This window comes from Flavobacterium sp. 140616W15 (genome assembly GCF_003668995.1).
Lineage (GTDB): Bacteria > Bacteroidota > Bacteroidia > Flavobacteriales > Flavobacteriaceae > Flavobacterium.
Genome location: NZ_CP033068.1, coordinates 4080361 through 4105551, shown reverse-complemented (window position 1 = coordinate 4105551; position 25191 = coordinate 4080361). Strand labels below are relative to the sequence as shown.

At 31.0% G+C, this 25191-nt stretch carries 24 protein-coding genes; 6 read left to right on the top strand and 18 right to left on the bottom strand.

Going from position 1 to position 25191, the window contains the following annotated elements; genetic code table 11:
* Nucleotides 1-24: 24 nt before the first annotated feature.
* The 7 genes from atpB to EAG11_RS17900 all read right to left on the bottom strand — a co-directional run bounded on the left by atpB (nt 25) and on the right by EAG11_RS17900 (nt 7244).
* Nucleotides 25-1188, bottom strand: a complete 1164-nt coding sequence (gene atpB / locus EAG11_RS17930) for a F0F1 ATP synthase subunit A (RefSeq protein WP_129540378.1) — start codon at nt 1186-1188, stop codon at nt 25-27.
* 133 nt (nt 1189-1321) lie between these two features.
* Nucleotides 1322-1528, bottom strand: a complete 207-nt coding sequence (locus EAG11_RS17925; RefSeq protein WP_129540377.1) for a hypothetical protein — start codon at nt 1526-1528, stop codon at nt 1322-1324.
* A 175-nt stretch (nt 1529-1703) separates the two neighbouring features.
* A complete protein-coding gene (locus tag EAG11_RS17920) occupies nt 1704-1931 on the bottom strand; it encodes an AtpZ/AtpI family protein (protein WP_129540376.1) in 228 nt (75 codons plus the stop codon).
* Nucleotides 1909-2301, bottom strand: a complete 393-nt coding sequence (locus EAG11_RS17915; RefSeq protein ID WP_129540375.1) for a polymer-forming cytoskeletal protein — start codon at nt 2299-2301, stop codon at nt 1909-1911. Before EAG11_RS17915 ends, EAG11_RS17920 begins: the two co-directional genes overlap by 23 nt.
* Nucleotides 2302-2303: 2 nt before the next feature.
* On the bottom strand, nt 2304-4838 hold the full coding sequence (locus EAG11_RS17910; protein WP_371414607.1) for a gliding motility protein: 2535 nt from the start codon (nt 4836-4838) through the stop codon (nt 2304-2306).
* 171 nt (nt 4839-5009) lie between these two features.
* On the bottom strand, nt 5010-5705 hold the full coding sequence (locus EAG11_RS17905) for an ABC transporter ATP-binding protein (RefSeq protein ID WP_129540373.1): 696 nt from the start codon (nt 5703-5705) through the stop codon (nt 5010-5012).
* A gap of 69 nt (nt 5706-5774) precedes the next feature.
* Nucleotides 5775-7244, bottom strand: coding sequence for a DUF5687 family protein (locus tag EAG11_RS17900; RefSeq protein WP_129540372.1), 1470 nt, complete (start codon nt 7242-7244; stop codon nt 5775-5777).
* Nucleotides 7245-7369: 125 nt separating this feature from the next.
* Between EAG11_RS17900 and EAG11_RS17895 the strand changes: the two genes are divergently transcribed.
* The gene (locus EAG11_RS17895; protein ID WP_129540371.1) at nt 7370-8422 is read left to right on the top strand and encodes a ferredoxin--NADP reductase; all 1053 of its coding nucleotides are present in this window, start codon (nt 7370-7372) and stop codon (nt 8420-8422) included.
* Nucleotides 8423-8594: 172 nt separating this feature from the next.
* Here EAG11_RS17895 and EAG11_RS17890 read toward each other — a convergent pair whose 3' ends face one another.
* Nucleotides 8595-9602, bottom strand: coding sequence for a glycosyltransferase family 9 protein (locus EAG11_RS17890; protein WP_129540370.1), 1008 nt, complete (start codon nt 9600-9602; stop codon nt 8595-8597).
* A 39-nt stretch (nt 9603-9641) separates the two neighbouring features.
* Complete coding sequence (locus EAG11_RS17885) at nt 9642-10247, bottom strand: DUF4254 domain-containing protein (RefSeq protein WP_129540369.1); 606 nt, start codon at nt 10245-10247, stop codon at nt 9642-9644.
* A gap of 112 nt (nt 10248-10359) precedes the next feature.
* Here EAG11_RS17885 and upp point away from each other — a divergent pair, with 112 nt between their 5' ends.
* Entirely contained in the window at nt 10360-11013 is a 654-nt protein-coding gene (upp, locus tag EAG11_RS17880) for a uracil phosphoribosyltransferase (RefSeq protein ID WP_129540368.1), read from the top strand.
* On the opposite strand, the gene EAG11_RS17875 is transcribed toward upp, so the two are convergent.
* Nucleotides 11008-11877 carry a DUF6427 family protein gene (locus EAG11_RS17875; protein ID WP_242499372.1) on the bottom strand — a complete coding sequence of 290 codons (870 nt, stop codon included), beginning with the start codon at nt 11875-11877 and terminating at the stop codon, nt 11008-11010. The genes upp and EAG11_RS17875 overlap by 6 nt on opposite strands.
* 202 nt (nt 11878-12079) lie before the next feature.
* Here EAG11_RS17875 and EAG11_RS17870 point away from each other — a divergent pair, with 202 nt between their 5' ends.
* Entirely contained in the window at nt 12080-12310 is a 231-nt protein-coding gene (locus EAG11_RS17870; protein ID WP_129540367.1) for a uracil phosphoribosyltransferase, read from the top strand.
* Here EAG11_RS17870 and purD read toward each other — a convergent pair.
* Nucleotides 12302-13576: a phosphoribosylamine--glycine ligase gene (purD, locus tag EAG11_RS17865; protein WP_129540366.1), complete on the bottom strand. Its 1275-nt coding sequence runs from the start codon at nt 13574-13576 to the stop codon at nt 12302-12304. The two genes, EAG11_RS17870 and purD, sit on opposite strands and share 9 nt — an antisense overlap.
* Nucleotides 13577-13709: 133 nt before the next feature.
* On the opposite strand from purD, the gene EAG11_RS17860 reads away from it, so the two are divergent.
* Nucleotides 13710-15020, top strand: a complete 1311-nt coding sequence (locus EAG11_RS17860) for a phenylacetate--CoA ligase family protein (protein ID WP_129541131.1) — start codon at nt 13710-13712, stop codon at nt 15018-15020.
* 39 nt (nt 15021-15059) lie between these two features.
* A complete protein-coding gene (locus tag EAG11_RS17855) occupies nt 15060-15590 on the top strand; it encodes an ORF6N domain-containing protein (RefSeq protein WP_129540365.1) in 531 nt (176 codons plus the stop codon).
* A gap of 35 nt (nt 15591-15625) precedes the next feature.
* Here EAG11_RS17855 and EAG11_RS17850 read toward each other — a convergent pair whose 3' ends face one another.
* From EAG11_RS17850 to EAG11_RS17825, 6 genes are all read right to left on the bottom strand, one after another.
* Nucleotides 15626-16390 (bottom strand): glycosyltransferase family 2 protein, encoded by a 765-nt coding sequence (locus tag EAG11_RS17850; RefSeq protein ID WP_129540364.1) that lies wholly within the window; start codon nt 16388-16390, stop codon nt 15626-15628.
* Complete coding sequence (locus EAG11_RS17845) at nt 16390-17742, bottom strand: exopolysaccharide biosynthesis polyprenyl glycosylphosphotransferase (RefSeq protein WP_129540363.1); 1353 nt, start codon at nt 17740-17742, stop codon at nt 16390-16392. The genes EAG11_RS17850 and EAG11_RS17845 overlap by 1 nt, the downstream gene beginning before the upstream one ends.
* Nucleotides 17743-18726, bottom strand: a complete 984-nt coding sequence (locus EAG11_RS17840) for a UDP-glucuronic acid decarboxylase family protein (protein WP_129540362.1) — start codon at nt 18724-18726, stop codon at nt 17743-17745.
* A 145-nt stretch (nt 18727-18871) separates the two neighbouring features.
* Complete coding sequence (locus EAG11_RS17835) at nt 18872-20548, bottom strand: hypothetical protein (protein WP_129540361.1); 1677 nt, start codon at nt 20546-20548, stop codon at nt 18872-18874.
* Between the two features lie 29 nt (nt 20549-20577).
* A complete protein-coding gene (locus tag EAG11_RS17830) occupies nt 20578-22065 on the bottom strand; it encodes a GH3 auxin-responsive promoter family protein (RefSeq protein ID WP_129540360.1) in 1488 nt (495 codons plus the stop codon).
* 3 nt (nt 22066-22068) lie between these two features.
* Nucleotides 22069-22587 carry a peptidase gene (locus EAG11_RS17825; protein WP_129540359.1) on the bottom strand — a complete coding sequence of 173 codons (519 nt, stop codon included), beginning with the start codon at nt 22585-22587 and terminating at the stop codon, nt 22069-22071.
* A gap of 208 nt (nt 22588-22795) precedes the next feature.
* Between EAG11_RS17825 and tatA the strand changes: the two genes are divergently transcribed.
* Nucleotides 22796-22981, top strand: a complete 186-nt coding sequence (gene tatA / locus EAG11_RS17820; RefSeq protein WP_129540358.1) for a twin-arginine translocase TatA/TatE family subunit — start codon at nt 22796-22798, stop codon at nt 22979-22981.
* Between the two features lie 74 nt (nt 22982-23055).
* Here tatA and EAG11_RS17815 read toward each other — a convergent pair whose 3' ends face one another.
* Complete coding sequence (locus EAG11_RS17815) at nt 23056-25179, bottom strand: Tex family protein (protein ID WP_129540357.1); 2124 nt, start codon at nt 25177-25179, stop codon at nt 23056-23058.
* Between the last annotated feature and the right edge of the window lie 12 nt (nt 25180-25191).

Below are 25191 nucleotides of genomic sequence, written 5' to 3'. Positions count from 1 at the left end.
AGTTAATAATTAATAAAACTCTGATTAATGATGATCGTGCTCTTCAACAGCCTGACCAATAAATAATGCTGAAAGCAATGTAAATACATACGCTTGCAAAGCAGCAACCAACATCTCTAATACACTCATGAACAATACGAATGCTCCAGCAACTGGTCCGATAGCAATACTTTTGAAAATGAAAATCAAAGAAACTAAACTTAAAATGATGATGTGACCAGCAGTGATGTTTGCGAACAAACGAATCATCAATGCAAATGGTTTAGTAAGCATTCCTATAATCTCTACAGGAATCATAATTGGAGCCAACCACACAGGAACTCCTGGCGTGTTGAAAATGTGTCCCCAATAATTTTTGTTTGCACTTAAAGTTGTAACGATAAAAGTGATAAATGCCATTACAAATGTAAAATAGATATTACCTGTTAAGTTAGAACTAAATGGAAAGAAAGGAATTAATCCAATAAGGTTATTTATCCAGATAAAGAAAAATATAGTTAAAAGATATGGCATGTATTTACCAGATTTTTTTGCTCCAATATTTGGAATTGCAATTTCGTCTCTAACATAAGTAACTAGTGGCTCTAAAAATCCAGCTAATCCTTTAGGTGCATTTGGATTCTTTTTATATGATCTCGCAACAGCGAAGAATAAGAAAAACAAAAGTATTGCTGACATCAACATAGAAAAAACATTCTTTGTGATAGAAAAATCTAAAGGTCTTGCATCAAAAGCAAAAGCTCCATTATCTCTTTCTTCTTGTGTCATTTGCTCAAATTTGTCAGCATAAAAAATTACTTCTTTATAACGAACTACTTTTTGACCATTGATATCTACAACATGTTCTCCTGCATTGTCATGGTGAAATTTTTCAGATGAAAAAATTTCTAATCCGTTATTGGTCCATAAAATAACTGGTAGATTAAGAGAAATAGCATGGCCATTCCAGTCAGCGATATGAAAATCGTGAGCATCTCCAATGTGTGAATTAATTAATTCACTTGCATTAAATTCTTTTTCTATTTCGTGACCTACACTTTCTCCGTGACCGCTTACTTCTACTGTTTCAACAGCATTTTCTTGTTTAACAGAAACACTATCAACAGTAGTTGATGCGTAATTTATTGACGAAGTAAATGCTAATAAAGTAACTAATAAGTACTGAACTGGTTTATTTGAAAATATCATTATTAAATCTTTATCTAATTTTAGGTTCCAAAAATTTTTTGCAAAGGTACATTTTAAATTGAAAATTGAAAATTTATATATATAATTTTTAAAATTACATTTTATTTTATCAATTCATCTAATAATGAAGTTGTTAGCTTTTATTTATAAGACGTACTGTAAAATAGGTTTCAAATAGTAAAAATAAAAAATAAGGGATAAAAAATGCTCCAAGATCAATTATTGGATCTTTAACATGCGCTTTTATTAACGGAATCAAGAAAACAATAGCTGCCATCATTCTTAAAAAGCTTGCTCCTAGAAAAGCAAACCCAGTATAAGTTGGGAAAATTTTATGCACATAAATTAAAAACAAGTACACTAAAAAAGTAGCTATAATATTAAATGTGTAAATACTCCATGTGGAGTAAAAAAAACTAATTTATCTGATAATGATTGTATTATAAAATATTGTGCGACAAACAATACAATCGAAAAGGGAACAAAATACTTAAGGAAATCTACAACTCTATTCATTATTTATTTAAATTTTTAACTTGTCGGATGACATTATAAAGTGCTAGGAAGACAGAAAATAAAGACAAGATAATTGTCCATAATGAACCTCCATTTGAATACTTTTCATCTAACCAAATACCGAGATAGGAGAATAAAAATATAATTACTCCCATCTGTATTGGAATGTTAATAAAAACTAACCATTTATTATTTTTCTGGTTTTCATTTGGCTCTTTGTCCGTCATTTATTACACTTTTAAAATCTGTTGCCATAATACATGTTGCGGTAAAATCGGCACCCGGCTCTACTGATAATTTACTTGTTGTTACTTCTCCATTAATTTTTGCAGTTGCTTTTACATTTAAAAGCTCAGCAACTTTAATTTTTCCTATGAATTCTCCTTCAATATCAGCATTCTGGCAAATGATGTCACCTTTAACTTTACTTGCTGGACCAAGTACAATTTTCCCTTTTGAGGTAAAATTACCTATTAATTCGCCATCTAATCTAAAATCGGCTAGAGATGTAATGTCTCCTGTTATGATAGTTCCTTCGACTATTCTGTTGGTTTTTCCTAAGTGTTCTGTGGTAAATTTTGGGGCTTTATTAAACATGTTTAAGGTGTTTTAGGAGCTAAATACGCTTCTAAATTTTTATTAATTTGTACTATACTATAATTATCACTTGATATTATTACTGCAGGATATAATACCAGATTATATTTTTTGTTTTCCTTTAATACTTTGGCAACATCATTTGCATAAATTTCTGATTTTATACCGTGAATGGTAACAAATTCTGAATCCAAATCATATTTATCAAAAGAATAAGTCAGTTTTTGGAAGTTCTCATCAACTAAGAATTTTTTAATAATATCCTCAATTGTTTTTCTTGCTTTCTCATCCTCGATCCCAATTTTATAGAGTATTTTCCAGTTATTGCTGTCTGTCGTTGTGAATACTCGTTTCTCTAAATAAGGAATCTGATTAACTAAAACATCTTGTGCTTTTTTACCTTCTTCACTATTAGGATAGTTTTCTGCAACATTTTCTATTGCTTTTTTATACGCAACTAATCCTTTGGCTTTTCCTAACGTATTGGCTTTTAATAATTCAAACTTAGATACAATTTCATCTCCCGAATATTGATTAATTAGTTCATCAATATTATTTAAAACTGTTGCATATTTTTCTTCTTGGAATAATTTGTACCACTTTTGATATTCTTTTTCTGGCGCCTTTATTCCTGCTCCTTCATCTAAACCATTATTATTTATGATTTGTGCATAGCGTGAATCTGGATAACGAGTAGTTATATCCAGTTTCATCGATACCGCTTTTGCAGGATTTGTAATCTCGTAAATTTTATACAGATTATACATCGATGGCAAAATCAATTTTTCTTCAGGATTATTCTTTAATAATTGCTCTAACTTATTGCTTGCCAATTCATATTCTTTGAATTTCTCCTTATAAATAAGTCCTAACTGGTAGTAAGAAAAATTTCGTTCCTGAACAATACTGTCTATTGCTTTTTTGTCTTTTGGAAGTTGTTTCAAATAAAAATCTGTAGTATATTTTTCAACTATCACATCTGTTTTAATTGAGTCATTTTCAACAATAGTTGTCGATTTATCATCATCAGAATTTGAATTTGACTTGCTAGCTGGTAACCTCCAGTTGCTATTTAATTCTCTATTTCCCCACAGTTTTTTAAACTGTAATTTCCCATAAGCAACTGTAGAAGGATTATAAAAATAAAAAACACTTGCAACTTCATTTCCTGTTGGCGGACTTGGAATTCCACTTTTCTCAGAATTACCTGGTAAAGCTCCTTTTGCAGTTATTGTTTCTAAGCCTCCTCCGTTTGTGTTTCGTTCGATATTGGCAATTTTCTCCTTTTGTTTTTCTTCAAGAATTCGTTTTGCTTCATCGGCAGTTTTTAACTTAGCGATATACTCACCAAAATATTTTACTCTGGCAGAGTCCGAAAGTCCAACGACATTTATAATACTATCATTACGTTGCGCAATACCTTCATATTTTATAACATCATCTAAATTTTTTCTAGTTTTCTGGATATAAACATACTCTCTAGTTTTAGGATCCATTTTTACCAAAGTACTATCATAATACTTTGCTGCCAATGTATAACTAGCTTTTTTAAAGTACATATTCCCAATGTTTCGATAAGCTGATGCTACTAAATATGGATCTTTAGATTTTCTTTTTAAAGAAGAATTATAAAACTCTAATGCAGCTTTTTCGTCTTTATTTTTATCAAAAAAGACTCCCATCTCATAAAATATTACATCTAAGAATGGTCTGTTTTCTCTATCTTTAACTAATTTATTATATGTTTTGATGAAAAGTTCATTATCTCCATTTTGATAATCAAATAACTGAGCCTTTTTTGCGTAAGCATGAATTACATACTTTCGTTCCGCTCTTCTGTTCATATCAATTACCGATTGATAAAAATAAAGTGCACTATCTCTCTTATTTGTTTCCTGATACAATTGTCCTAAAATAAAACGGTATCTCGATCTTTGTGGATTTCTTTTGGTAAATTCTTCTGCAATTTTAAGTTTTGTAATTGCACTGTCTTTTTGTTCCAAATTGATAAAAGCTTCTGCCAATAACGCATTTGCATCAGAATATACTTGCTCTTTTAATGCAACTCCTTTAATTAATTTATAGATGTTTTTTATAACCAACTCATCATTACCTAAACGCATATTGGTTTTTTCACGCCAAATTCTTGCGGTATTGATATTACTACTTGTTGGATATTTATATAAAATATAATTAAATGCTTCCAGAGCAGGTAAAAATCTCTGATCATAATAACGAGCCTGACCAAGCATTAAATATGCTTCGTCTATCTGACTGTTTTTTTCTCGTCCCCCAATATTCATCGAGTGTTTCTGGATGGCTTTGGTTGCTTTTGTCTCTGCAAGTTGAAAATCTGGATTTTTAGCTTTAGCTTCATCCGAATTACCTTCATCAATTTGCATTCTTTCAATAGGCAATAATTTCCAAAAATTATCAGTATAATTAGCTTCTATCGCTTTCATACCTTTATCAAAACCCAATTGTCCATTATACAAAATATTATACTTTGTACTCAAAGCATGAGAGTTTCTTGCCAAAAACGTGTCTCTTTTTGTAGAACAAGCTATCAAAAAGGAGATAAATAAGAACAGAAAAATGTATTTAAATAGATTGTTTTTCAATGGGAAACACTTTTAACATTTAACATCTAAAAAAGTTTTTTAGTATAATGACTGGTAAAAATACGCTTCTTTTTGAAATATTTATATCTAAACGGCAAAAAACGCCTCGAGTTCTTGAAGTGTTTCTCTAGAAGTTTGAATATCTTTTACAATTTCTCCTTTATTTAAGGCAACAATTCTATCGCAAACTTCAACTGTATGTTGTAAATCATGACTCGAAACTAGAACAGTAACATTCGGATTATCAGCTAGTTCTTTAATTATTTTTTTTAATCGACTCACCGTTGTTGGATCTAAATTAGCAAATGGCTCATCTAAAACAATCACTTCAGGACTACCAATAAGTGTAGCTATAATTCCTACTTTCTTTTGATTTCCTTTTGATAAATCACGTAGGTATTTTTTATTATTTAGAATTTCACCATTAAAAAATTCTTCGTGTTTTAATAATAATGCATCAACATCTGCTTTATTTTGTTCCCGTAAATCTCCTACAAAGTAAAAATATTCTTCTGGAGTTAGGTATCCTATCAAAAAACTTTCGTCTAAAAAAGAACCGGTAAAAGATTTCCATCCCTCATCATTGTTTACTTGTATAGTATTATTAATTATATTTCCTGTAGAGGGTTGAATCAAATCTAATAATAAACTAAAAAAAGTAGTCTTTCCAGCCCCATTGTTTCCTACTAATCCAAAACTTTGTCCTTTTGGAATCTCAAGATTTTCTATTTTTAAAACTGTTGTTCCGTTATATATTTTTGAAAGTTGATTTACTTGTATCATGATAATTTTGATTTTTGATTACATCAATTGAAGTTAATTTTCTAATTGACACATTTTGAAATTGATGAACTAACTCTTTTGTTTGTATGCACTTATGGTTTTATATTTTTCGATTTTATATCTTTTTTCAATTAAAAGAAAAACCTTGTCTCTAAATACAAAACCTATTATTCCTGCTAAAGCAACTAATGCTAAACCGATATTAGGATTTCCTAGAGAGAAACCAATCCAGTACAATCCCACTGGCAGTAATAATTTAGGAAGCGTAAGTAGCATTGCATTTACATTGAACGCTTTTTTATCTCCAAAAGCACCACTAGTCGATGTTAAATCAATTGGCGTTTTAGTAAATGCCCCTCCTAAAAGTACTAAATGGGAATTAACACCAATATTATAAATTGCTCCAACTACAATTGTAAGGTACACTTGCCATCCAAAATAAAGATAAAATGACGCTATTATTGTTGATACAATTGTTGCAATAACTATTAGCCACCATTTTGATGTAATATATCCTTTGTACGGGATATTTTGTGTCATCATAAGTTGGTAATACGAACTATCCCAGCTTGGTACAAATTGTCCGAAAGTAAACAGGAAACCACCTGAAACAAAGATGCCCGCAAAAATGTGCATAACAGGACTATTATATGATTTGACCCCTCCAGAAAAAAACAATAAGCCATAAAATAAGAAGAGAATACTCATCATGATAGTCATCTTAGACCTTTTATTTCTCTTTATAAGTTTGATATCATTTTTAAGAAACGTTCCTAATGTACCAAATTGATTAAGCCATGTCAGATTTTCGGTTTTAGCAATATCATGTTTATTCGAAAGCCCTGCATCAAGATATAAATTGTTTTTAAAATAATTAAACGTTACATAATACAATCCTATCAAAACCAAAATCGGAATAAGAAAAAATCCTTTTATTGCATATAATCCATCAAAAAACAAAACAGTATAATTTGTAATATCAAAAAGATTATAATATTGTAATCCTCCCAGAATGGCTATTATTCCAAGAAAAAGGGCAAACAATTTATCAATATTACTTAATAAAATATTCAAGTAATTATTGATATAAATTAAAGATATAATCGCTAAATGCCAACAGATTACGCCCAATATATCGTATCCTTCTATTAATAATACTATTGTAAAAGGAAGAAAAAAGAAAGCATGAATGATATTAAAAAATGATAAAGCTGTTTTTCCAAGTGAAAAATGAACTATCGTTTTCTTCTGGATTCTTAATGTTAACAAAGGTCTTATGTTAAGCACTGGAATGGCTTGCATCAATAGTCTAATGGCTAAATCGAATAAAAAATAATAAACTAAGAATTTATTAATAGTTAGTAAAGGATCAAGATTCAACTTTTTGAGTACATAAAAGACTCCAGCCCCAGCAGCTATGAAAATAAGTGAGAAATAAACTGCCAGAAAACCTATTATAATTTTTAATGCTACATTGGCACCAAAAGAGGCAGACCTAGAAAAGGCTTTCCATTCGAGATAAATAAATTTTTTAATCATTTTTTTTTGGTTTAGTCAGACGGTAAGTATGTAAATGTAAGAAAACGTTACGAACAAAATAAAATATTACTTTTAAATACCAATCATTTAATAGCGGTTTGCTACTTTTGCAAAAAAATAATATCATGCCTTCATTCCTAAAACTAATAATAAAAGAAGTAAAACGCGAAACTGCAGCCGCAGTATCGATACTTTTTAATGTTCCTGAAGAACTAAAATCAAACTATACTTTTGTTGCAGGACAATATATCAATTTACGATTAACACTAGACAACAAAGAACTTCGTCGTGCTTATTCTATTTGTTCTTCTCCAGAAAGTGGTGAATTACGAATTGCTGTAAAAGCTGTGAAAAATGGTGTTTTTTCTCAATTTGCAACAACAAAACTCAAAGCTGGGGATGTCCTTGAAGTTGGTAAACCAGAGGGTAAATTTACATTTGAACCTGATCCAGAAAGACAAAAGAACTATGCTGCATTTGTTGCGGGAAGCGGAATAACTCCTGTTCTCTCTATTCTAAAATCTGTTTTAAAAAGTGAACCAAAAAGCTCATTTGTATTGGTTTACGGAAATAAAACGGTGGAAGACACTATATTTCACCAAGAACTACACGATTTACAATTGCAATATGTGGGGCGTTTATTTGTACATTATGTTTTTAGTCAGGCTAAAGTAGAAAATGCATTATTTGGCAGAATTGATAAATCAGCGGTAAATTATGTGTTGAACAACAAGCACAAAGAATTACAATTTGATAAATTCTATTTATGTGGTCCTGAAGAAATGATCAATACCGTTTCAGGGATTTTAAAAGAGAAAAATGTCAAAGAATCTGCTATAAAATTTGAATTATTTACTTCTTCTACGCAAGAAAATAAAATTGATACTTCATTAGAAGGGCATTCAAAAATTACTGTTCTTGTTGATGATGAAGAAGTTTCTTTCGAAATGTCTCAAAAACAGACCATTCTTGATGCCGCTTTAAAACAAGGAATAGATGCTCCTTATTCTTGCCAAGGCGGAATTTGCAGCAGCTGTCTTGCTCGTGTAACTTCTGGTTCTGCAGAGATGAAAAAGAACTCAATCTTAACTGATAAAGAAATCGCAGACGGATTAATTCTTACTTGCCAGGCACATCCAACATCTGAGTCTATTTATGTAGACTACGATGACGTTTAGTATTTAATATCAATATTCAGTAGCAGTCACAGTTTTGAGACATTTATTGAATATAAAATATAAATCCATAAAAAAAGAGTTTGCAATGCAAACTCTTTTTTGGTTTTATAAGCTTATTTTTATGTATAACAAGATTCCTGAATACTAAAAATTGTGACTAAATACTAATTTATTACAACTGCGACTGAATACTAGATACTACTTTATCTGGCGAAATAGTTCGCATTACATCTTCATAACCAGGAACTATTTTGTTTCCATACACCGATGTTGGTAATAAAGGAAATTTAGTTCTATCTGATACCAATGCTTCTTCTATCTTTTGATTAAATGGTAAGAATCCTGCGTATGGATGTGTTGCTCCCCAAAGTGTAATTACTTTTACACCTAGCATTGCAGCAATATGAGCATTTCCTGAGTCCATAGAAAGCATTACATCAAGATTACTTATCAATTTTAGTTCTTGCTGAAACTTAATTTTTCCTGCTACATTTATTACATTTTTAAAAGGCTTAGAAAGCGATTCTAAAATTTCGATTTCTTTTTTTCCTCCACCAAAAAGTAAAATTGTATGCTCTTTATTTTCAGCTAATTTTGCGATTACTTCCTGCATTAAATCCAAAGGATATACCTTAGATTTATATTGAGCAAAAGGTGCAATCCCTATTAATTTCTGATAGTTTTCTCCAATCAGATCTGTAATTTCTGCACTTAAAACCGCTTTTTTAGGAAATGTAGGATTAGATAAATCCACCGAGAAACCTAGTTCTTCAAACACTTTTCTATGTCGTTCAAACATCGTTGGTAATTGCTTGAATATCTTATTTTCTGCTCGCATTAATGCCTTTTTATCCTCTCTTGCTTTATCAACAAAAGCTGTTTTTTTTCCGCTTAAAGCGAATAAAGTACGAACAACTTTAGATCGTAAAACATTGTGTAAATCGGCAAAAGCATCAATATCCAACTTTTTTAAATCTTTATATAGACGCAGTAATCCGACAAAGCCTTTATGACGCTCTTTATCATCAAAAACGAAAAAAGTCAAGTTAGGAATACCATCAAAAAATGGTTTAAAAAATGGGCGTGAAATTACGGTTAATTGAACCTCAGGGTGCTGTTTTACAAATGCGCGTAAAACAGGAACCGTCATAGCGACATCTCCCATTGCGGAAAGTCTCATGACGGCTATATGCTTAATTTTATTGGACAATTCAGCCAATTATTTTTTATTTTGGTATAAAACAGGATTCAAATCATCATCATTGTACATTTTCATTTGTTTGTACACTTTCATGAATTTATCCCCATTTTCAATATCTGTTAACAAATCATCAATTGCTGTAGACAAATCACTTCTTTGCTCTAAAAGTATATTTAATTTTTCCTGACATTTATCTCTATGCTCTTGAGTCGCTTCTGCACGAGTAGCTTCTTCATTCATATGATAAATTTTTAAAGCCAAGATTGATAGTCTATCAAATGCCCATGCTGGACTTTCTGAATTGATTTTGGCACCGTCTTTTACTTTTACATTGCTAAATTTTTGTAAAAAATAGCTATCGATATATTCCACCATATCAGTACGTTCCTGATTAGAGGCATCAATCCTTCTTTTTAAAGCAAGTGCAGCAACGGGGTCAATATTCGGGTCACGAATAATATCTTCAAAATGCCATTGTACAGTATCTATCCAGTTTTTTAAATATAATAAATGTTCAAATTTATCTTTAGGATATGGATTGTTTATTGGCTGATCAACATTATCAAATTTATGATAATCTTTGATGCTTTGTTCGAATACAGAATATGCTAATTTTGAAAACATGTCTTTAATTTTTATAGATACAAAGATACTTTTTATACTTTTATAAAAAAATATCAAATCATAAATCTATTTATCATAAATCAGATTTTAAAATAAATTAAAAAATACCATCATGCAGATTCATTATTTATCCGAAAACAACAGCGTATTGAACCATTTTTTAGGTCAGATACGAAATATAAAAGTGCAAAACGACAGTATGCGTTTTCGAAGAAATATTGAACGGATTGGTGAAATTATGGCTTATGAGATAAGTAAAGATCTATCATACAAAAACGTAGAAATAGAAACCCCTCTTGGCATTAAAAACACTACCGAAATAGATGATAAACTTATTTTATGTTCTATTTTACGTGCCGGTTTACCATTACATATTGGTTTTTTAAACTACTTTGATGAAGCCGAAAATGGTTTTGTTTCTGCATGTAGACATCATCCAAACAATGATGATGAATTTGTAATTTTGGTCGAATATCAGGCCTTATCTAGTATCAATAATAAAACCGTTTTATTAATAGATCCAATGTTGGCAACTGGCCAATCTATCGTTGCTGTTTATGAGAAATTAATACAAAATGGTGCTCCAAAAGAAATGCATCTCGCTGTTGTAATTGCTGCTCCAGAAGGTGTTGCTTATCTAGAAAAACACCTGCCAGATTCTTGTCATTTATGGATTGCTGCCCTAGATAGTAACTTAAATGAGAAAAATTATATAGTTCCTGGATTAGGGGATGCTGGCGATTTAGCGTATGGAAATAAATTATAACTGAGAGAAAAAGGTAAATAAACTACACAAAATCAAGACTCCAAAAACGATTTCATTGTTTAATTTATTTTGCGAAAACTCTATATGACTTGACCCCATAATAGCCAAAGGCGCAACTGTAAACAATAATAAATCGTTGCTTTTATTAGGAGACACTAAAAATATAATAACTCCAATAAAAAAATAAGCTACAATTTTCTTATAAGAGGAATGTAGTAACAACGGTCTATTTGATAAAGTCATTAACAATGAGACTACAAAGAATAAAGCGACTGCAACGTAGATAGATAAAGCTCCATTTTGGTAATTATTGGTGAAATAATTAATTCTAAAATCTACAGCTACACGATCATGGAAAAATGCAAGTACATCAATATTAAATAATAAAGCAACTAATAAAAAAAGTGTAGCTATAGCAAAAAGAGCTATAAATGGTAAAATCCAGTTTCTATAATCGCCTGCAACGTGAAAAATAATTGATATAAATACCAATACCATAAATAAAATACTCCAAAACTGGAATAATGAAGCCAGTAATATCCATAATGAAGCATCGAATATCTTTTCTTTTGATGCTTTAAGAGATTGCAATGACAACAATCTACGAAGAGCCAATAAAACAAAGAAATTAGCTAGTAAAATGTTCGGATTATTAAATGCAGAAGGGAAAAATAAAGTTAACAATAAATAAAAAAATATCGTGTAACCATTGTCTTTGCTAAGTCCGTTCTTCTTGACAACAAAATTTGTTATCAACATCGATCCTAATACAACGATCAATAAACTTATTTTTTCTGAAATTGAAATAAGCGATTTAGTCCAAGAAATATCTTGAAATTGAAAGATGAAAAAGAAAACCAGCATCAAAATTACAACCAATGAATAATTTAATGGTGTAGATTTTTAAAAACACTTGTTATCATAAGGATATTTTATACTTTTGTGACTGTAAATATAATACTTGTTTAAAAAGGAAACCAACAACTTGAAATAAAGATTCTGATTATCGGGATTTATAACTTCAATGCGTTACAAAACAATAAATAACAAAATAATTTTATAAATTATGACAACTTTTTTTGAAGGAATACAGTACTTATTCGTAAACATTTTATTTGCTCCGCTTGATTTTTTACGTTCATTAGAACTTGTATCATGGTTTGGTGCTAATACAATTAATTGGATTTTCATGATTATCTGTACAGCTGCAATGGTATATTGGATTAAACAATTACGCATTTTTGATGCAGCCGGAACAGAAAATCAAGATACTACGGCTCACTCTTTTTTAAAGTAAGTCGAAGCCAATATCTTTTCTAAAATACATCTTATCAAAATTTAGCTTGTCTATGTTTTGATAAGATTTTTTTATGGCCTCTTGGAAGTTGTCTCCATACGAAGTCACAGCCAAAACTCTTCCTCCATTACTTAACACATTGTTGTTATCCAACTTTGTTCCTGCATGGAAAACAATAGAATCTGAAATGTTTTCTAATCCAGAAATTACTTTTCCTTTTTCAAAATCCTCTGGGTAACCTCCTGAAACAACCATAATTGTTGTAGCGCTTCTTGGGTCTACCTCTAGAGAAATTGTATCTAGTTTTTCATTGGCTACAGCCAAGAACAATTCTACTAAATCAGTTTTTAATCTCGGAACGACCACTTCAGTTTCTGGATCACCCATTCTTACATTGTATTCTATAACGATTGGCTCATTATTAACATTTATCAATCCAATAAATACAAAACCTTTATATTCGATTCCGTCTTTCTGGAAACCTTCGATTGTTGGTTTAACGATGCGTGTTTCGATTTTTTCCATTAAAACAGCATCAACATAAGGAACTGGAGAAACTGCTCCCATTCCGCCTGTATTTAATCCTGTATCACCTTCTCCAATACGTTTGTAATCTTTTGCAGTAGGAAGTATTTTATAGCTTTTACCATCCGTTAATACAAAACAACTTAGCTCGATACCATCTAAGAATTCTTCGATAACAACTTTTGAACTCGCTGCACCAAATTTTTCATGAACAAGCATGTTTCTTAATTCCGTTTTAGCTTCTTCTAAATCTTGAATAATCAAAACTCCTTTTCCTGCTGCCAAACCATCTGCTTTTAAAACATATGGAGGTTGCAATGTTGCTAGAAACTCACATCCTTTTTCTACAGTTGCTGCAGTAAAACTATCGTAAGCCGCTGTTGGAATTTTATGTTTCATCAAAAATTCTTTAGCAAACTCTTTACTTCCTTCAAGTTGTGCACCTAATTTTGATGGCCCGATAACCGGAATATGTTTTAAACTTTCGTCATTTTTAAAGTAATCGTAAATTCCTTTTACCAATGGATCTTCGGGTCCAACAACAACCATACCTATGTTTTCCTGAAGCACTAAGGTTTTTATTGCTTCAAAATCGGTTGGACTAATATTTACATTGTGAGCAATACCTGCTGTTCCAGCATTTCCTGGTGCCACAAAAAGTTTATCGCAAAGCGGACTTTGAATCATTTTCCATGCAAATGCATGCTCTCTTCCTCCTGAACCCAATAGTAAAATTGTCATTGTATAGTTGTATTTAGTTGTGGTGCAAAAATAATTGCTTTTAACCTTAAAACAGAATTAATTTTTAAAAAGTTGTTGGTTCTTGATTTTTAGTTGTTGGTAAGTCTTATTTTTGATAAAATTTATGCTCCAAATGCTTCGACTTTTTGATCTTTCTCTTCTTATAAATGGATTTCCAATTAAGGAAGCTAAAGCTGAATTGGAAGCCATTATTCAATTTTCTGAAGAAGAACATGCTCTATTTATTCAGCATAAAAAAGAGGAGATCGTTGTTTATCATTTGCAAAACAATCCGTTTTACAAATCATTGGTTGGTTCTATAAATACCAAAAACTGGAATGATTTACCTGTTTTGAACAAACAGAATTTACAAAAACCTCTTTCTGATAGGCTATCTAAAGGTTATTCTATAAAAAACGTTTACCTCAACAAAACCTCTGGATCAAGCGGAACTCCTTTTGTTTTTGCCAAAGATAAATATTGTCATGCCTTAACCTGGGCTTCAAATAGTATGCGTTTTGGTTGGCACGGAATAAATTTTAATACTTCGTATCAGGCGCGTTTTTATGGAATTCCAATGGATTTTATTGGAAACAGAAAAGAACGTTTAAAAGATTTTTTTAGTAACCGCTATCGCTTTCCAATTTTTAATTTATCAGATATTGTTTTGGAACGGTTTTTACAAAAATTTCAAACAAAAAAATTCGATTACCTCAACGGTTACACAAGTTCGATTGTTTTGTTTGCTAAGTTTTTAGAAAAGAAAAATATCGTCTTAAAAGATATCTGTCCAACATTAAAAACTTGTTTTGTTACTTCAGAAATGCTTTTTGAATCTGATAAAATTCTTTTGAAGAAGCAATTGGGGATTCCTGTTGTTAATGAATATGGAGCCTCCGAACTTGATTTAATTGCTTTTGAAAACCCTGAAGGAGAATGGCAAATAAATACAGAAACTCTTTTTGTCGAGATTCTAGATGAAAATAATCAACCTGTTCCCAATGGAACTGAAGGCAAGATTGTAATTACTTCATTATTTAACAAAGCGCATCCATTTATTAGATATGATATTGGCGACATGGGGATTCTGGATGAAAAAAGCACATTACAAAAACCAATCCTTAAAAAACTTATTGGCAGAACCAATGATATTGCGTTATTACCTAGTGGGAAGAAATCGCCTGGCTTAACCTTTTATTATGTTACCAAAAGTATTATCGAAGACGATGGAAATGTAAAAGAGTTTATCATCAAACAAACTCAAATCGATACTTTTGAAATTGAATATGTATCTGAAAAAGAATTAAATACTAACCAAATTGATAAAATTAAAACTGCAATTGTTCATTATTTAGAGCCTAATTTAAACTTTACTTTTACCCGAAAAACAGTTTTAGAAAGAACCAATCGAGGCAAACTAAAACAGTTTAATTCTTATTTTTAATATAAATAAAATCTTACATTTGTTTTTTAATTAAAACTCATGGACGATCAATCTCTGCTTTCTGAAGAAACTATTTCAAACAAAATATATTTTATCCGTAACCAAAAAGTAATGTTGGATAGTGATTTAGCAATCCTTTATGGAATAGAAACAAAACGATTAAACGAACAAGTAAAAAGAAATATCTCTAGATTTCTCGAAGATTTTATGTTTCAACTAACTGAAATTGAGTATAAATCTTCAAGGTCGCAAATTGCGACCTTGAAGAATGGCAGAGGATTTAACTTAAAATATTTACCTTTTGCTTTCACAGAACATGGTGTTTTGATGCTATCAAGCGTTCTAAAAAGTGATAAAGCAATTCAAACTAATATCCAAATCATGCGTATTTTCACGAAAGTAAGACAAATGCTTCTGGACACAACCGAAATTAAAGTTGATATTCTGCAGATTCAAAAGAAATTAGAGAATCATGATAAAAATATTGAATTGGTCTTTTCTTATTTAGATGAACTCACTGAGAAAAAAGAAGACGAAAGCGAAAGAGTAAAAATTGGATATAAGAAATAATTCTTTAAGGTCGCAATTTTCGACCTTAAAGAATACTAAACTTTCTTTATATATCTTGGCTTAATAATCAATTGTGTGAACAAAAATCGAGTCGTATAAATGCATGAAACCATAAAATTAAATCCATGAAATCGCCTGTAAACGCCAAAATTATGCTTTATCAATTTAAACTTTGAAGATGAAATTGAATCTTTTCTTATCCTATAATAAGCCAAAGATTCAGGAACAGGTTTTGCTTCTTTAATTTGCTTTAAAATCGTAAGCCACAAGCGCCAATCTTGTCTTTTTTGAGTCGCTTCGGTAGTAATTTTTCCAAAAAAATCAACATCGTAGATTGCAGTTAAATTGCCTATATAGTTACAAAAAAACAATTCCTGATAAGTCAATTTTAGTGGAGCTTCTATCTTTTTGTTTAAAATATTCCCTTCTTCATCAATCCACTCATAAAAACTAAACGTAAAAGGCAGATTCTTATCTTTTAAGAACTTTATTTGTTTTTCTAATTTTAAGGGAAACCATAGATCGTCAGCATCAAGAAATGCTATATACCTTCCATTTGCTTTATCCAAAGCTACATTTCTAGCAAAACCATTTCCTGAATTTTTTTCTAATTCGATTATCTTTATTCGATTATCGACTTGAGCAAATTCATTTATTATTGTCACTGTATTATCTGTCGAAGCATCGTCAATCAAAATAATTTCCCAGTTAGGATAACTTTGGTTTTGTACAGATTGCACCGTTTGATGAATAAATTTTTCGCAATTATATGTTGGAATTATAATAGAAACTAAATCCATTAATATGCTTTATCATCGCCTTTTAGCGTATTACGAATCGTATCAAAAATTATTTTTATATCCAATAAAATAGACCAATTTTCCATATAAAAAATATCATATTTAACTCGATTAATAATATCCTTATCCGATTCAACTTCGCCACGAAACCCGCTCGTTTGAGCTAATCCTGTAATACCTGGCTTGACAAAATGCCTTACCATAAATTTATTGATTTTAAGCGCATAAACCTCCGTTACGCTTAACATATGAGGTCTTGGTCCTACTACTGACATATTTCCCATTAAAACGTTGAAAAATTGTGGCAGCTCATCAATACTCGTCTTACGAATAAACTTACCTATTTTTGTTATTCTCTCATCGTTTTTAGAGGCCAAATTTATATGTGCTCCATCATTTAATTTCATCGATCGAAACTTATAACAATAAAACTCTTTATTATTCAATCCATTCCTTTTTTGCTTGAAAAAAATGGGCCCTTTTGTTTCTGATTTTATTAAAATTCCTATAATTGGTATTAACCACGAAAGTATTCCAAGTATAATTATAGTAGAAAAAACTATATCAAAAATACGCTTAACTACTTTATTAAAATTATCATCTAGCCGGATATTCCTTAACTTAAGAACAGGTATATAATCATAATATTCGAACATAAAATTTCTGAAAAATATTTGTTTATCGTCTGGAATAAACTTTAATGTCTTCAAATTATTATCTGCAAAATAAATAAGATCTCTCATTTGTTGTTGCGATAAATCAATCATAGAACAATACATTTCATCTATTCTATTTAATAAAACAAAATCTTTCATTTGATTAATTTGGCATTTTTTCTCACTCCCAATATCAAATATATGCATCAGCTTATATCCATAATCTAAATTATCAGTAAAAAAATTTTGCAATGGAGCAACGCTCTTGCTATTCCCAATTAATACTACTCGTCTGAAATTACCTCCATATAGTACCCTGAATTTTTTTAGGAAAAAATAAATAGAAAATTTAATGGTCAATATCACCAAAAAGGATGAACTAATAAACACAATTACTGAAGGTAAACTTATTCTTTTCGAATAAAAAAAAGCTAATGCAAAAACTACTAAACTAAACAAAACATATTGCTTAAGTGCACAGTTTAAAATTGCAATTACTTTAGTATATCGATATACTTCATAAAAACCTAAATGTACAGCAATAGAAACCCAAGCAAAGCTTAAAGCTAAAGGAAATACAATTTTGTGAACAGGAAAATCAATTATATAAACCGCAAATAGATTAATGATAATTAAATCTATCAAATATGAAAAAGGCCTAATATAACCTGAATATCTTCCTGTTTTTGTACGCATCTACCTTATGTAATTTGAAAAATCTTTATGCTCTTCTTTCGATAGCTCTTCTTTAGAAAGGGACTTAAAATAATCATATGTAATTTTCATACCCTCTGCACGATTAACTTTTGCTTCCCAACCAAGCAATTCCTTTGCCTTTGTAGTATCTGGCTGTCGTTGTAATGGATCATTAATCGGTAATGGGTGATAAACTACTTTTTGATTTGTTCCCGTAAGTTTTATAATTTCTTCTGCGAAATCTTTTATAGTAATTTCATCTGGATTTCCAATATTAACTGGATAAACATAATCAGAATGTAACAATCGGAAAATACCTTCTACCTGATCATCTACATAACAAAATGAGCGTGTTTGCATACCATCTCCAAAAATAGTTAAATCTTCTCCACGAAGTGCCTGACCAATAAAAGCCGGAATTACGCGACCATCATTAAGTCGCATTCTTGGCCCATAGGTATTAAAAATACGCACTATTCTGGTTTCTACACCATGAAAAGTATGATATGCCATTGTGATAGATTCTTGAAAACGTTTTGCTTCATCATAAACTCCACGTGGCCCTATTGTATTTACATTTCCATAATATTCTTCTGTTTGTGGATGTACCAAAGGATCTCCATAAACTTCGGATGTTGAAGCTATCAAAATTCTTGCTTGCTTTACTCGTGCTAAACCTAATAAATTATGAGTACCCAATGAACCAACTTTTAATGTTTGGATTGGAATTTTTAAATAATCAATCGGACTAGCTGGTGAAGCAAAATGTAGTATATAATCTAAATCTCCAGGAACATGCACAAATTTTGTGATATCATGATGATAAAATTCGAAACTTTCAAGTTTAAACAAATGCTCGATGTTTTTTAAATCACCAGTAATTAAATTATCCATTCCGATAACATAATAACCTTCTTTTATAAAACGGTCGCAAAGATGTGAACCTAAAAATCCTGCAGCTCCTGTAATAAGAATTCTCTTCATTGTATTTTTTGTATGTGCCAAATGTAATTCAATTTATTAATTACATTCTTTAAAATATTGTGATCTAAATATTTGCGATAAAATTAATCGCAAATCTATTTTTATTTTATCAAGGACACTTATGTGCCCTTGAATACTAATGCTATTATTTTACGTTAAAAATCTGTTCAAGAATTTTAATTGTAATTAAATAAGTTGGCTTTACCCCTGTTGTTCCTAATCCGCCTGAAGCCAATGTACTTCCTGTTTCTAATGGATTATCTGATGCATAATAAGCATATCTAACCTTTATATCGTGCGGAACACTTTTTCTGATTTTTGAAGCCGATTGAATCGCTTTTTGATAATACGACCCTTCCATTTCAAGACCAATAACACCCCAAGTAGATTCATGGAAGAATTTTAAAAGATCACGGTTCTGCAACGAAGTTCCTAATACGGTAACCATTGCACCCTCAAAAACGGCAATATCATTTCCTTCAAACATTGCTCCTGTTAATTCATTTTCGAAATAATAGTTATCAGCCGTTCCTTCATTTATATGCGCTGTCGGAATCATGATATCTCCTTTTCCTCCTTCTAGAATCCCTGCTTTACCCATAATCGAAACCGATTTTACATTAAGAAGTGTTTCTTTTTTAAATGGTTTTAATAACTCATCAATGGTTTCATAAGCTTGCTCTCCAAACGCATAATCCATAACAATGATTACTGGTTTCTTTTCGTCTAAATCAGCTTTAGGAAATGCCGTTTTAGCCCAATCAATCTTAGCAGTATCAAAAATTTGTACGTCAATATTAGTACCTGAAGCATCAGGTAAAGAAATCATTCCATTTTTCAATGCAAGCGCTTCAACGTCTTTACGTATTGTTGCTCCCGATTTACTTAGTTCTTCATAAATAAAGAAATCCGATTTGTCTTTGAATTTAGTTTTTAATAAAGGCGTTGCAAAAATTGAATTCATCACACTATGCATATTAGCACTTATTACGTGTATAGGACGATCTAAAAGCGAATTTGCTTTTAAAACCTCCTTGATATTCGTTGCCCATATTTCTCCGTGAATATGGTGTCCTAAACGCTCTCGTAAAATAGGACTAAATGTAATTGTACGTTTATTATTTTCAACAACTTCTTCAATCGCTAGTTTACCTAACCAATAGATAATATGTAAAAAACGATCTGGCTCAGCTTCAGAACCAAAAGCGTCATAGATATTTAGAACTTCTTCAAATGTTCTTCCTAAGATATTTGCAACATGCGATATTGCCTTTTCTTTTTCTATAAGTGGTAACTTTTTTGTTTGCATTACTGCTAACTCCAATTTTAACCAATCACGTGAAACTTCGCCTCCATCATCTAATAAAACTCTATTTCTAATTTTATGAGATTCAATGAAAATAAAAGTCAAGTGGGTCAAAATATCATAGATATCTGAACGTCCACGAGTAATTTCTACGTTCATTTGTTCCTCATCAATTCTATAACAATTTCTTCTTCTTTTTGGAGGAACAATTGCTTGAAAATGGGACTTCGAGTATCCTTCGTCAGAAGTTAGATTAATATAACGGCATTCCTCAATTCCTATCGGAAGTCGTTCTATAACATACAAAAGCCCATTAAGCTCTACTTTTTCTTCGGCAATATTTCCATAAATTTCTGGTCGCAAAGCTAATAATGCTTCACGTAATGTATCGCCCGAAATTCCCATTGGTTTGTAAAAACCTCTGTTAAACAAATGGCGCATTGTAATGTACATTTTTTCAATTGCAGCTGATGATTCCTGTGCTCTTGATCTCGAAATGTTTTTTGATTCTTTCATTCTAAATATATTTTTTAAACTTTTAAGTTTTATTGTTTTTTTAATACGTCTGCAATATCTCTATTATTAGACAGTCGCGGGATCTTATTTTGTCCTCCTAATTTTCCTTGTGATTTCATATAATCTTGAAAACCATTTTTGGCAACTCTAGTTATTACTACTTTTTGCAAAATGTTTCCTGTAATCAAATCGTCGTAATAAATGTTTTGTTTACGCATGGCATCATCTATTGCTTCTGCGAAAGTTACTATATTTTCTGGTTCATTTTCAAATTCTACAAGCCATTCATGATATGGTAATCCTTCTGTTGGATTAATTTGTGGCGCAACAGTAAACTCATTAATTCTAACATTGGTATTTTCCATAGCAGTTTTCATTGCATTTTCGACCTCATTAGCAATAACATGCTCTCCAAATGCCGATATATAATGCTTAATCCTTCCAGAAACAATTACACGATGCGGATATAAAGAGGTGAATTGTACCGTATCTCCAATATTATAACCCCAAAGCCCAGCATTTGTTGATATAATCAAAACATAATTTACACCTAACTCTACTTCTCCAATTGTTAATCGTTTTGGGTTCTCGCTAAAGAACTCCTCTGCTTTTATAAACTCATAAAAGATCCCAGAATTCAATAATAAGAGCATTCCTTTTGATTTTTGAGAATCCTGATAAGCAAAGAAACCTTCAGAAGCAGGAAACAACTCAATACTATCTACTTTTCTTCCTATCAGGTTTTCAAACTTTGCGCGATAGGGTTCGTAATTAACTCCACCGTAAATAAAGAGATTAAAATTTTTGAATAAATCCCCTACTTTCTTACCGCTTTTTTCTTCTAGACGTTCAAAATACATTTGCACCCAAGATGGAATACCAGAAATAATAGTCATATCCTGATCTATTGTTTCATCAACAATTGCATTAATCTTAGTTTCCCAATCCTCAATACAATTGGTTTCCCAAGATGGCATACGGTTCTTTTGAAGATATTTTGGAACAAAATGAGCTGCAATTCCAGATAATCGTCCTAGTTTAATTCCATTTTTCTCAATCAATTCAGGGCTTCCTTGTAAAAAAATCATTTTTCCATCTACAAAGTCTGTTTTTCCAGTTTCATGTATGTAATGTAAAATAGCATTTCGAGAAGCTTCAATATGATAAGGCATTGATTCTTTGGTAAGCGGAATATATTTTGCTCCCGAAGTGGTTCCAGATGTTTTAGCAAAATAAAGTGGTTTCCCTTTCCAAAGAATATCTTTCTGACCTAATTGCACTTTATCTATATACAATCTTAAATCTTCATAATCTCTTACAGGTACTTGCTTTTTAAAATCTTCAAACGTCTTTATTTTATCAAAATGGTGGTCTTTTCCAAACTCAGTATCTTTTGCAGCTTTTATTAAACTCTTAAAAACTTTCTGTTGAGTTTCAATAGGTTTCTTAGCCCAAGTCTGCGTATTATTATAAATTTTGCTGGCAAATAATTTTGCAGCGACTGATTTTATAGACATTCTTTATTTTTGTTTTTTATCACTTTTATCCTTTTTTACAGAACTAGTGTTTTCTTTTTTTTCTTCGTTTGCCACTTCTTCACGCAATTTTAATTCTTCTTTAGAAGGAGCTAAATTCACATCTTCCTCTTTTAGATCAACACTTGACAAGATAGAATCTTTATTAAATTTAGCATATTCTAATTGACCTGTCAGCACTTTTTGGATAGATTTAATATACGCTTCATTTTTCTTTAATGCAACTGTTAATGAGTCAGATTTTAAAGCCAATTCTGTTGCATTTCTTTTTAATTCAGTCGATGAATATCCCGGAATAAATTCTCGTAATGGTGTAAAAGCGATTATAAATGTGGTAATTAATATCAAAAAAATAGCACCTAAAGTTGCAACTACAAAAACATTCATAAGATTTAACTTAAAAGAAAAAATCTCTTCAAATGTATCCTCATTCAAAATAACTAATCTGTTTTTGACAAATAATCTGTTTCTGAATTTAATTCGTTTTAATCTTTTTTCTGTCATTGTGGTACTTTAATTGACAAATATAATAATTAATAGTATTGATAAAACGGTCAAAACAGAATACGATAGGCTTTAAAATAGCATTTTATAAAATATTTAACGTGACTAGAAAAAAATATTTTATAGTAAAACTAATTCATATTAACTAATTCTGTATACCTTTGCCTTTATTATATACAAATTTGCTCCGGCAATTAACTATTCAATCATGGGAAGATTAGGTGTTACAGAAATCCTTGTTATATTAGCAGTTGTTTTATTACTTTTTGGAGGTAAAAAAATTCCAGAATTAATGAAAGGTTTAGGTAGTGGAATTAAAGAATTCAAAAACGCTGCTAAAGACAATGATCAGCCAGCTGATAAGAAAGAAAAAGAAGAAGATAAACCGGCTTAATTTATTTAATAAATTATAGGTCTTATAAATTCCAAATCCCAGTAAAATATTATTGGGATTTGGAATTTCTTGTTTTATAATATCATCGTCAACTGAATACGTTTTCTCTCTTCGTCAACCTCAGTTACTTTTACATCAACATGTTGGTGTAGTTTTACCACTTCGTTTACATCACTTACAAAACCTGCTTTAAGCTGGGAAATATGAACCAAACCGCTTTCTTTAACACCGATGTCAACAAAACAACCAAAGTTGGTGATGTTATTAACAATTCCTGGTAAAATCATACCGGTTTTTACATCTTTTATGCTTTTTACATTCGGATCAAATTCAAAAACCTTAGCCGATTTTCTCGGATCTAAACCTGGTTTTTCTAATTCTTTGATAATATCCTTTAAAGTCAATAAACCAATTTCTGGCGTAATATAATTCTCTGGTTTAATTAAAGCTGTGCGTTCTTTATTGGCAATAAGATCATTAACCGTTAGTTTTAAATCTTTGGCCATTTTTTCAACAATTCCATATGCTTCAGGATGTACTGCCGAATTATCCAACGGATTTTTAGCATTAGTAATTCTAATAAAAGCAGCTCCTTGCTGATATGCCTTATCACCTAAACGAGGCACTTTTTTTAATTGTTTACGATCTTCAAAGGGGCCATTTTCTGAGCGATATTGTACTATGTTTTCGGCAAGCTTCTCTCCTATTCCACTAACATAACTCAATAAATGTTTACTCGCTGTATTAATATTAATACCTACCGAGTTTACGCAACGAATTACGGTATTATCCAGCTCTTCTTTTAATTTTGACTGATCTACATCATGTTGGTATTGTCCTACTCCAATAGCTTTTGGATCGATTTTTACCAATTCGGCCAACGGATCCGAAAGTCGTCTTCCTATAGAAACTGATCCTCGCACAGTAACATCATAATTAGGAAACTCATCACGAGCGATTTTAGATGCCGAATATACCGAAGCTCCTGCCTCAGAAACTATAAAAACCTGAACTGGTTTGTCAAATGCAATTTTTTTAATAAAAAACTCCGTTTCTCTAGATGCCGTTCCGTTCCCAATAGAAATTGCATCTATTTTATAAGAATTTACCATAGAGCGGATTTTTTTCATCGCCATAGCATCTTCATGTTGTGGTGCGTGCGGATAAATGGTTTCATTGTATAACAAATCTCCTTTTTCGTCCAGACAAACCACTTTACAACCACTTCTAAATCCAGGATCAATGGCTAGAATACGTTTTTCACCCAATGGTGGGGCCAATAATAGCTGTCCTAAATTATTAGCAAAAACCTGAATAGAATTAGCATCAGCTTTAGCCTTGGCTTCTTGCAAGGTTTCATTTCCTATAGCAGGATTCAACAACCGTTTATAACTATCTTCAATTGCTAATTGAATATGCGGTGTTGTATTATTTTGTCCTTTTATAACCAGTTCATCAATAACATCATAGGCTTCATCAATATCAACCTCTACTTTCATTTTTACAAATCCTTCGTTTTCAGCACGAAGCATAGCTAATAATCGGTGTGATGGCGCTTTTATTAATAGCTCTGACCAATCGAAATACTGATTGAACTTTTGCGCATTCTCATCATCTTTTTTTGTTTTTACAACCTTAGTTGCAATTGTCGATTTACGTTGGTATAATCTTCGTAATTGCTTACGAACATATATATTTTCGTTGATCCATTCCGCAATGATATCACGAGCTCCTTGTAAAGCGGCTTCTTCATTAATAACATTATCATTAATATATCGTGTTGAAATAAAATCAACATCGTCATTGCCTTGCGACATGATAATCTTAGCCAACGGCTCAAGTCCATTTTCACGCGCTACATCGGCTTTTGTTTTCTTTTTCTTTTTAAACGGAAGATAAAAATCTTCTATCTCTTGTAAATCAAAACTTTGTTCAATTTTTTGCTTTAATTCAGGAGTAAGTAACTTTTGTTCTTCTATCGATTTTAAAACTGCTTCTTTACGTTTTACAATAACTTCATAATCTTTCTGAAGTTTTGCAATTTGCTCAATTACAACTTCATCAAGATTTCCAGTGGTATCTTTTCGATATCTAGAAATAAACGGAATAGTGCAATCTTCCTCAAGTAATTTAACCGTGTTTTGAATGTTTATTGCTGCTGTTTGAACAGACTTTGCAATGAATTGAATATTAGTCATGCTTTTAATGAA

Excerpts from the sequence above, each read along its gene's own strand:
- EAG11_RS17845 (WP_129540363.1), bottom strand. The coding sequence starts at position 17,742 with ATGCGTACAAAAACAGGAAGATATTCAGGTTATATTAGGCCTTTTTCA.
- EAG11_RS17870 (WP_129540367.1), top strand. The coding sequence starts at position 12,080 with ATGACAACTTTTTTTGAAGGAATACAGTACTTATTCGTAAACATTTTA.
- tatA (WP_129540358.1), top strand. The coding sequence starts at position 22,796 with ATGGGAAGATTAGGTGTTACAGAAATCCTTGTTATATTAGCAGTTGTT.
- EAG11_RS17900 (WP_129540372.1), bottom strand. The coding sequence starts at position 7,244 with ATGATTAAAAAATTTATTTATCTCGAATGGAAAGCCTTTTCTAGGTCT.
- upp (WP_129540368.1), top strand. The coding sequence starts at position 10,360 with ATGCAGATTCATTATTTATCCGAAAACAACAGCGTATTGAACCATTTT.
- EAG11_RS17835 (WP_129540361.1), bottom strand. The coding sequence starts at position 20,548 with ATGAAAGAATCAAAAAACATTTCGAGATCAAGAGCACAGGAATCATCA.
- EAG11_RS17815 (WP_129540357.1), bottom strand. The coding sequence starts at position 25,179 with ATGACTAATATTCAATTCATTGCAAAGTCTGTTCAAACAGCAGCAATA.
- EAG11_RS17915 (WP_129540375.1), bottom strand. The coding sequence starts at position 2,301 with ATGTTTAATAAAGCCCCAAAATTTACCACAGAACACTTAGGAAAAACC.
- EAG11_RS17825 (WP_129540359.1), bottom strand. The coding sequence starts at position 22,587 with ATGACAGAAAAAAGATTAAAACGAATTAAATTCAGAAACAGATTATTT.
- EAG11_RS17840 (WP_129540362.1), bottom strand. The coding sequence starts at position 18,726 with ATGAAGAGAATTCTTATTACAGGAGCTGCAGGATTTTTAGGTTCACAT.
- EAG11_RS17885 (WP_129540369.1), bottom strand. The coding sequence starts at position 10,247 with ATGTTTTCAAAATTAGCATATTCTGTATTCGAACAAAGCATCAAAGAT.
- EAG11_RS17850 (WP_129540364.1), bottom strand. The coding sequence starts at position 16,390 with ATGGATTTAGTTTCTATTATAATTCCAACATATAATTGCGAAAAATTT.
- EAG11_RS17890 (WP_129540370.1), bottom strand. The coding sequence starts at position 9,602 with ATGAGACTTTCCGCAATGGGAGATGTCGCTATGACGGTTCCTGTTTTA.
- atpB (WP_129540378.1), bottom strand. The coding sequence starts at position 1,188 with ATGATATTTTCAAATAAACCAGTTCAGTACTTATTAGTTACTTTATTA.
- EAG11_RS17905 (WP_129540373.1), bottom strand. The coding sequence starts at position 5,705 with ATGATACAAGTAAATCAACTTTCAAAAATATATAACGGAACAACAGTT.
- EAG11_RS17860 (WP_129541131.1), top strand. The coding sequence starts at position 13,710 with ATGCTTCGACTTTTTGATCTTTCTCTTCTTATAAATGGATTTCCAATT.
- EAG11_RS17875 (WP_242499372.1), bottom strand. The coding sequence starts at position 11,877 with ATGCTGGTTTTCTTTTTCATCTTTCAATTTCAAGATATTTCTTGGACT.
- EAG11_RS17855 (WP_129540365.1), top strand. The coding sequence starts at position 15,060 with ATGGACGATCAATCTCTGCTTTCTGAAGAAACTATTTCAAACAAAATA.
- EAG11_RS17895 (WP_129540371.1), top strand. The coding sequence starts at position 7,370 with ATGCCTTCATTCCTAAAACTAATAATAAAAGAAGTAAAACGCGAAACT.
- purD (WP_129540366.1), bottom strand. The coding sequence starts at position 13,576 with ATGACAATTTTACTATTGGGTTCAGGAGGAAGAGAGCATGCATTTGCA.
- EAG11_RS17920 (WP_129540376.1), bottom strand. The coding sequence starts at position 1,931 with ATGACGGACAAAGAGCCAAATGAAAACCAGAAAAATAATAAATGGTTA.
- EAG11_RS17830 (WP_129540360.1), bottom strand. The coding sequence starts at position 22,065 with ATGTCTATAAAATCAGTCGCTGCAAAATTATTTGCCAGCAAAATTTAT.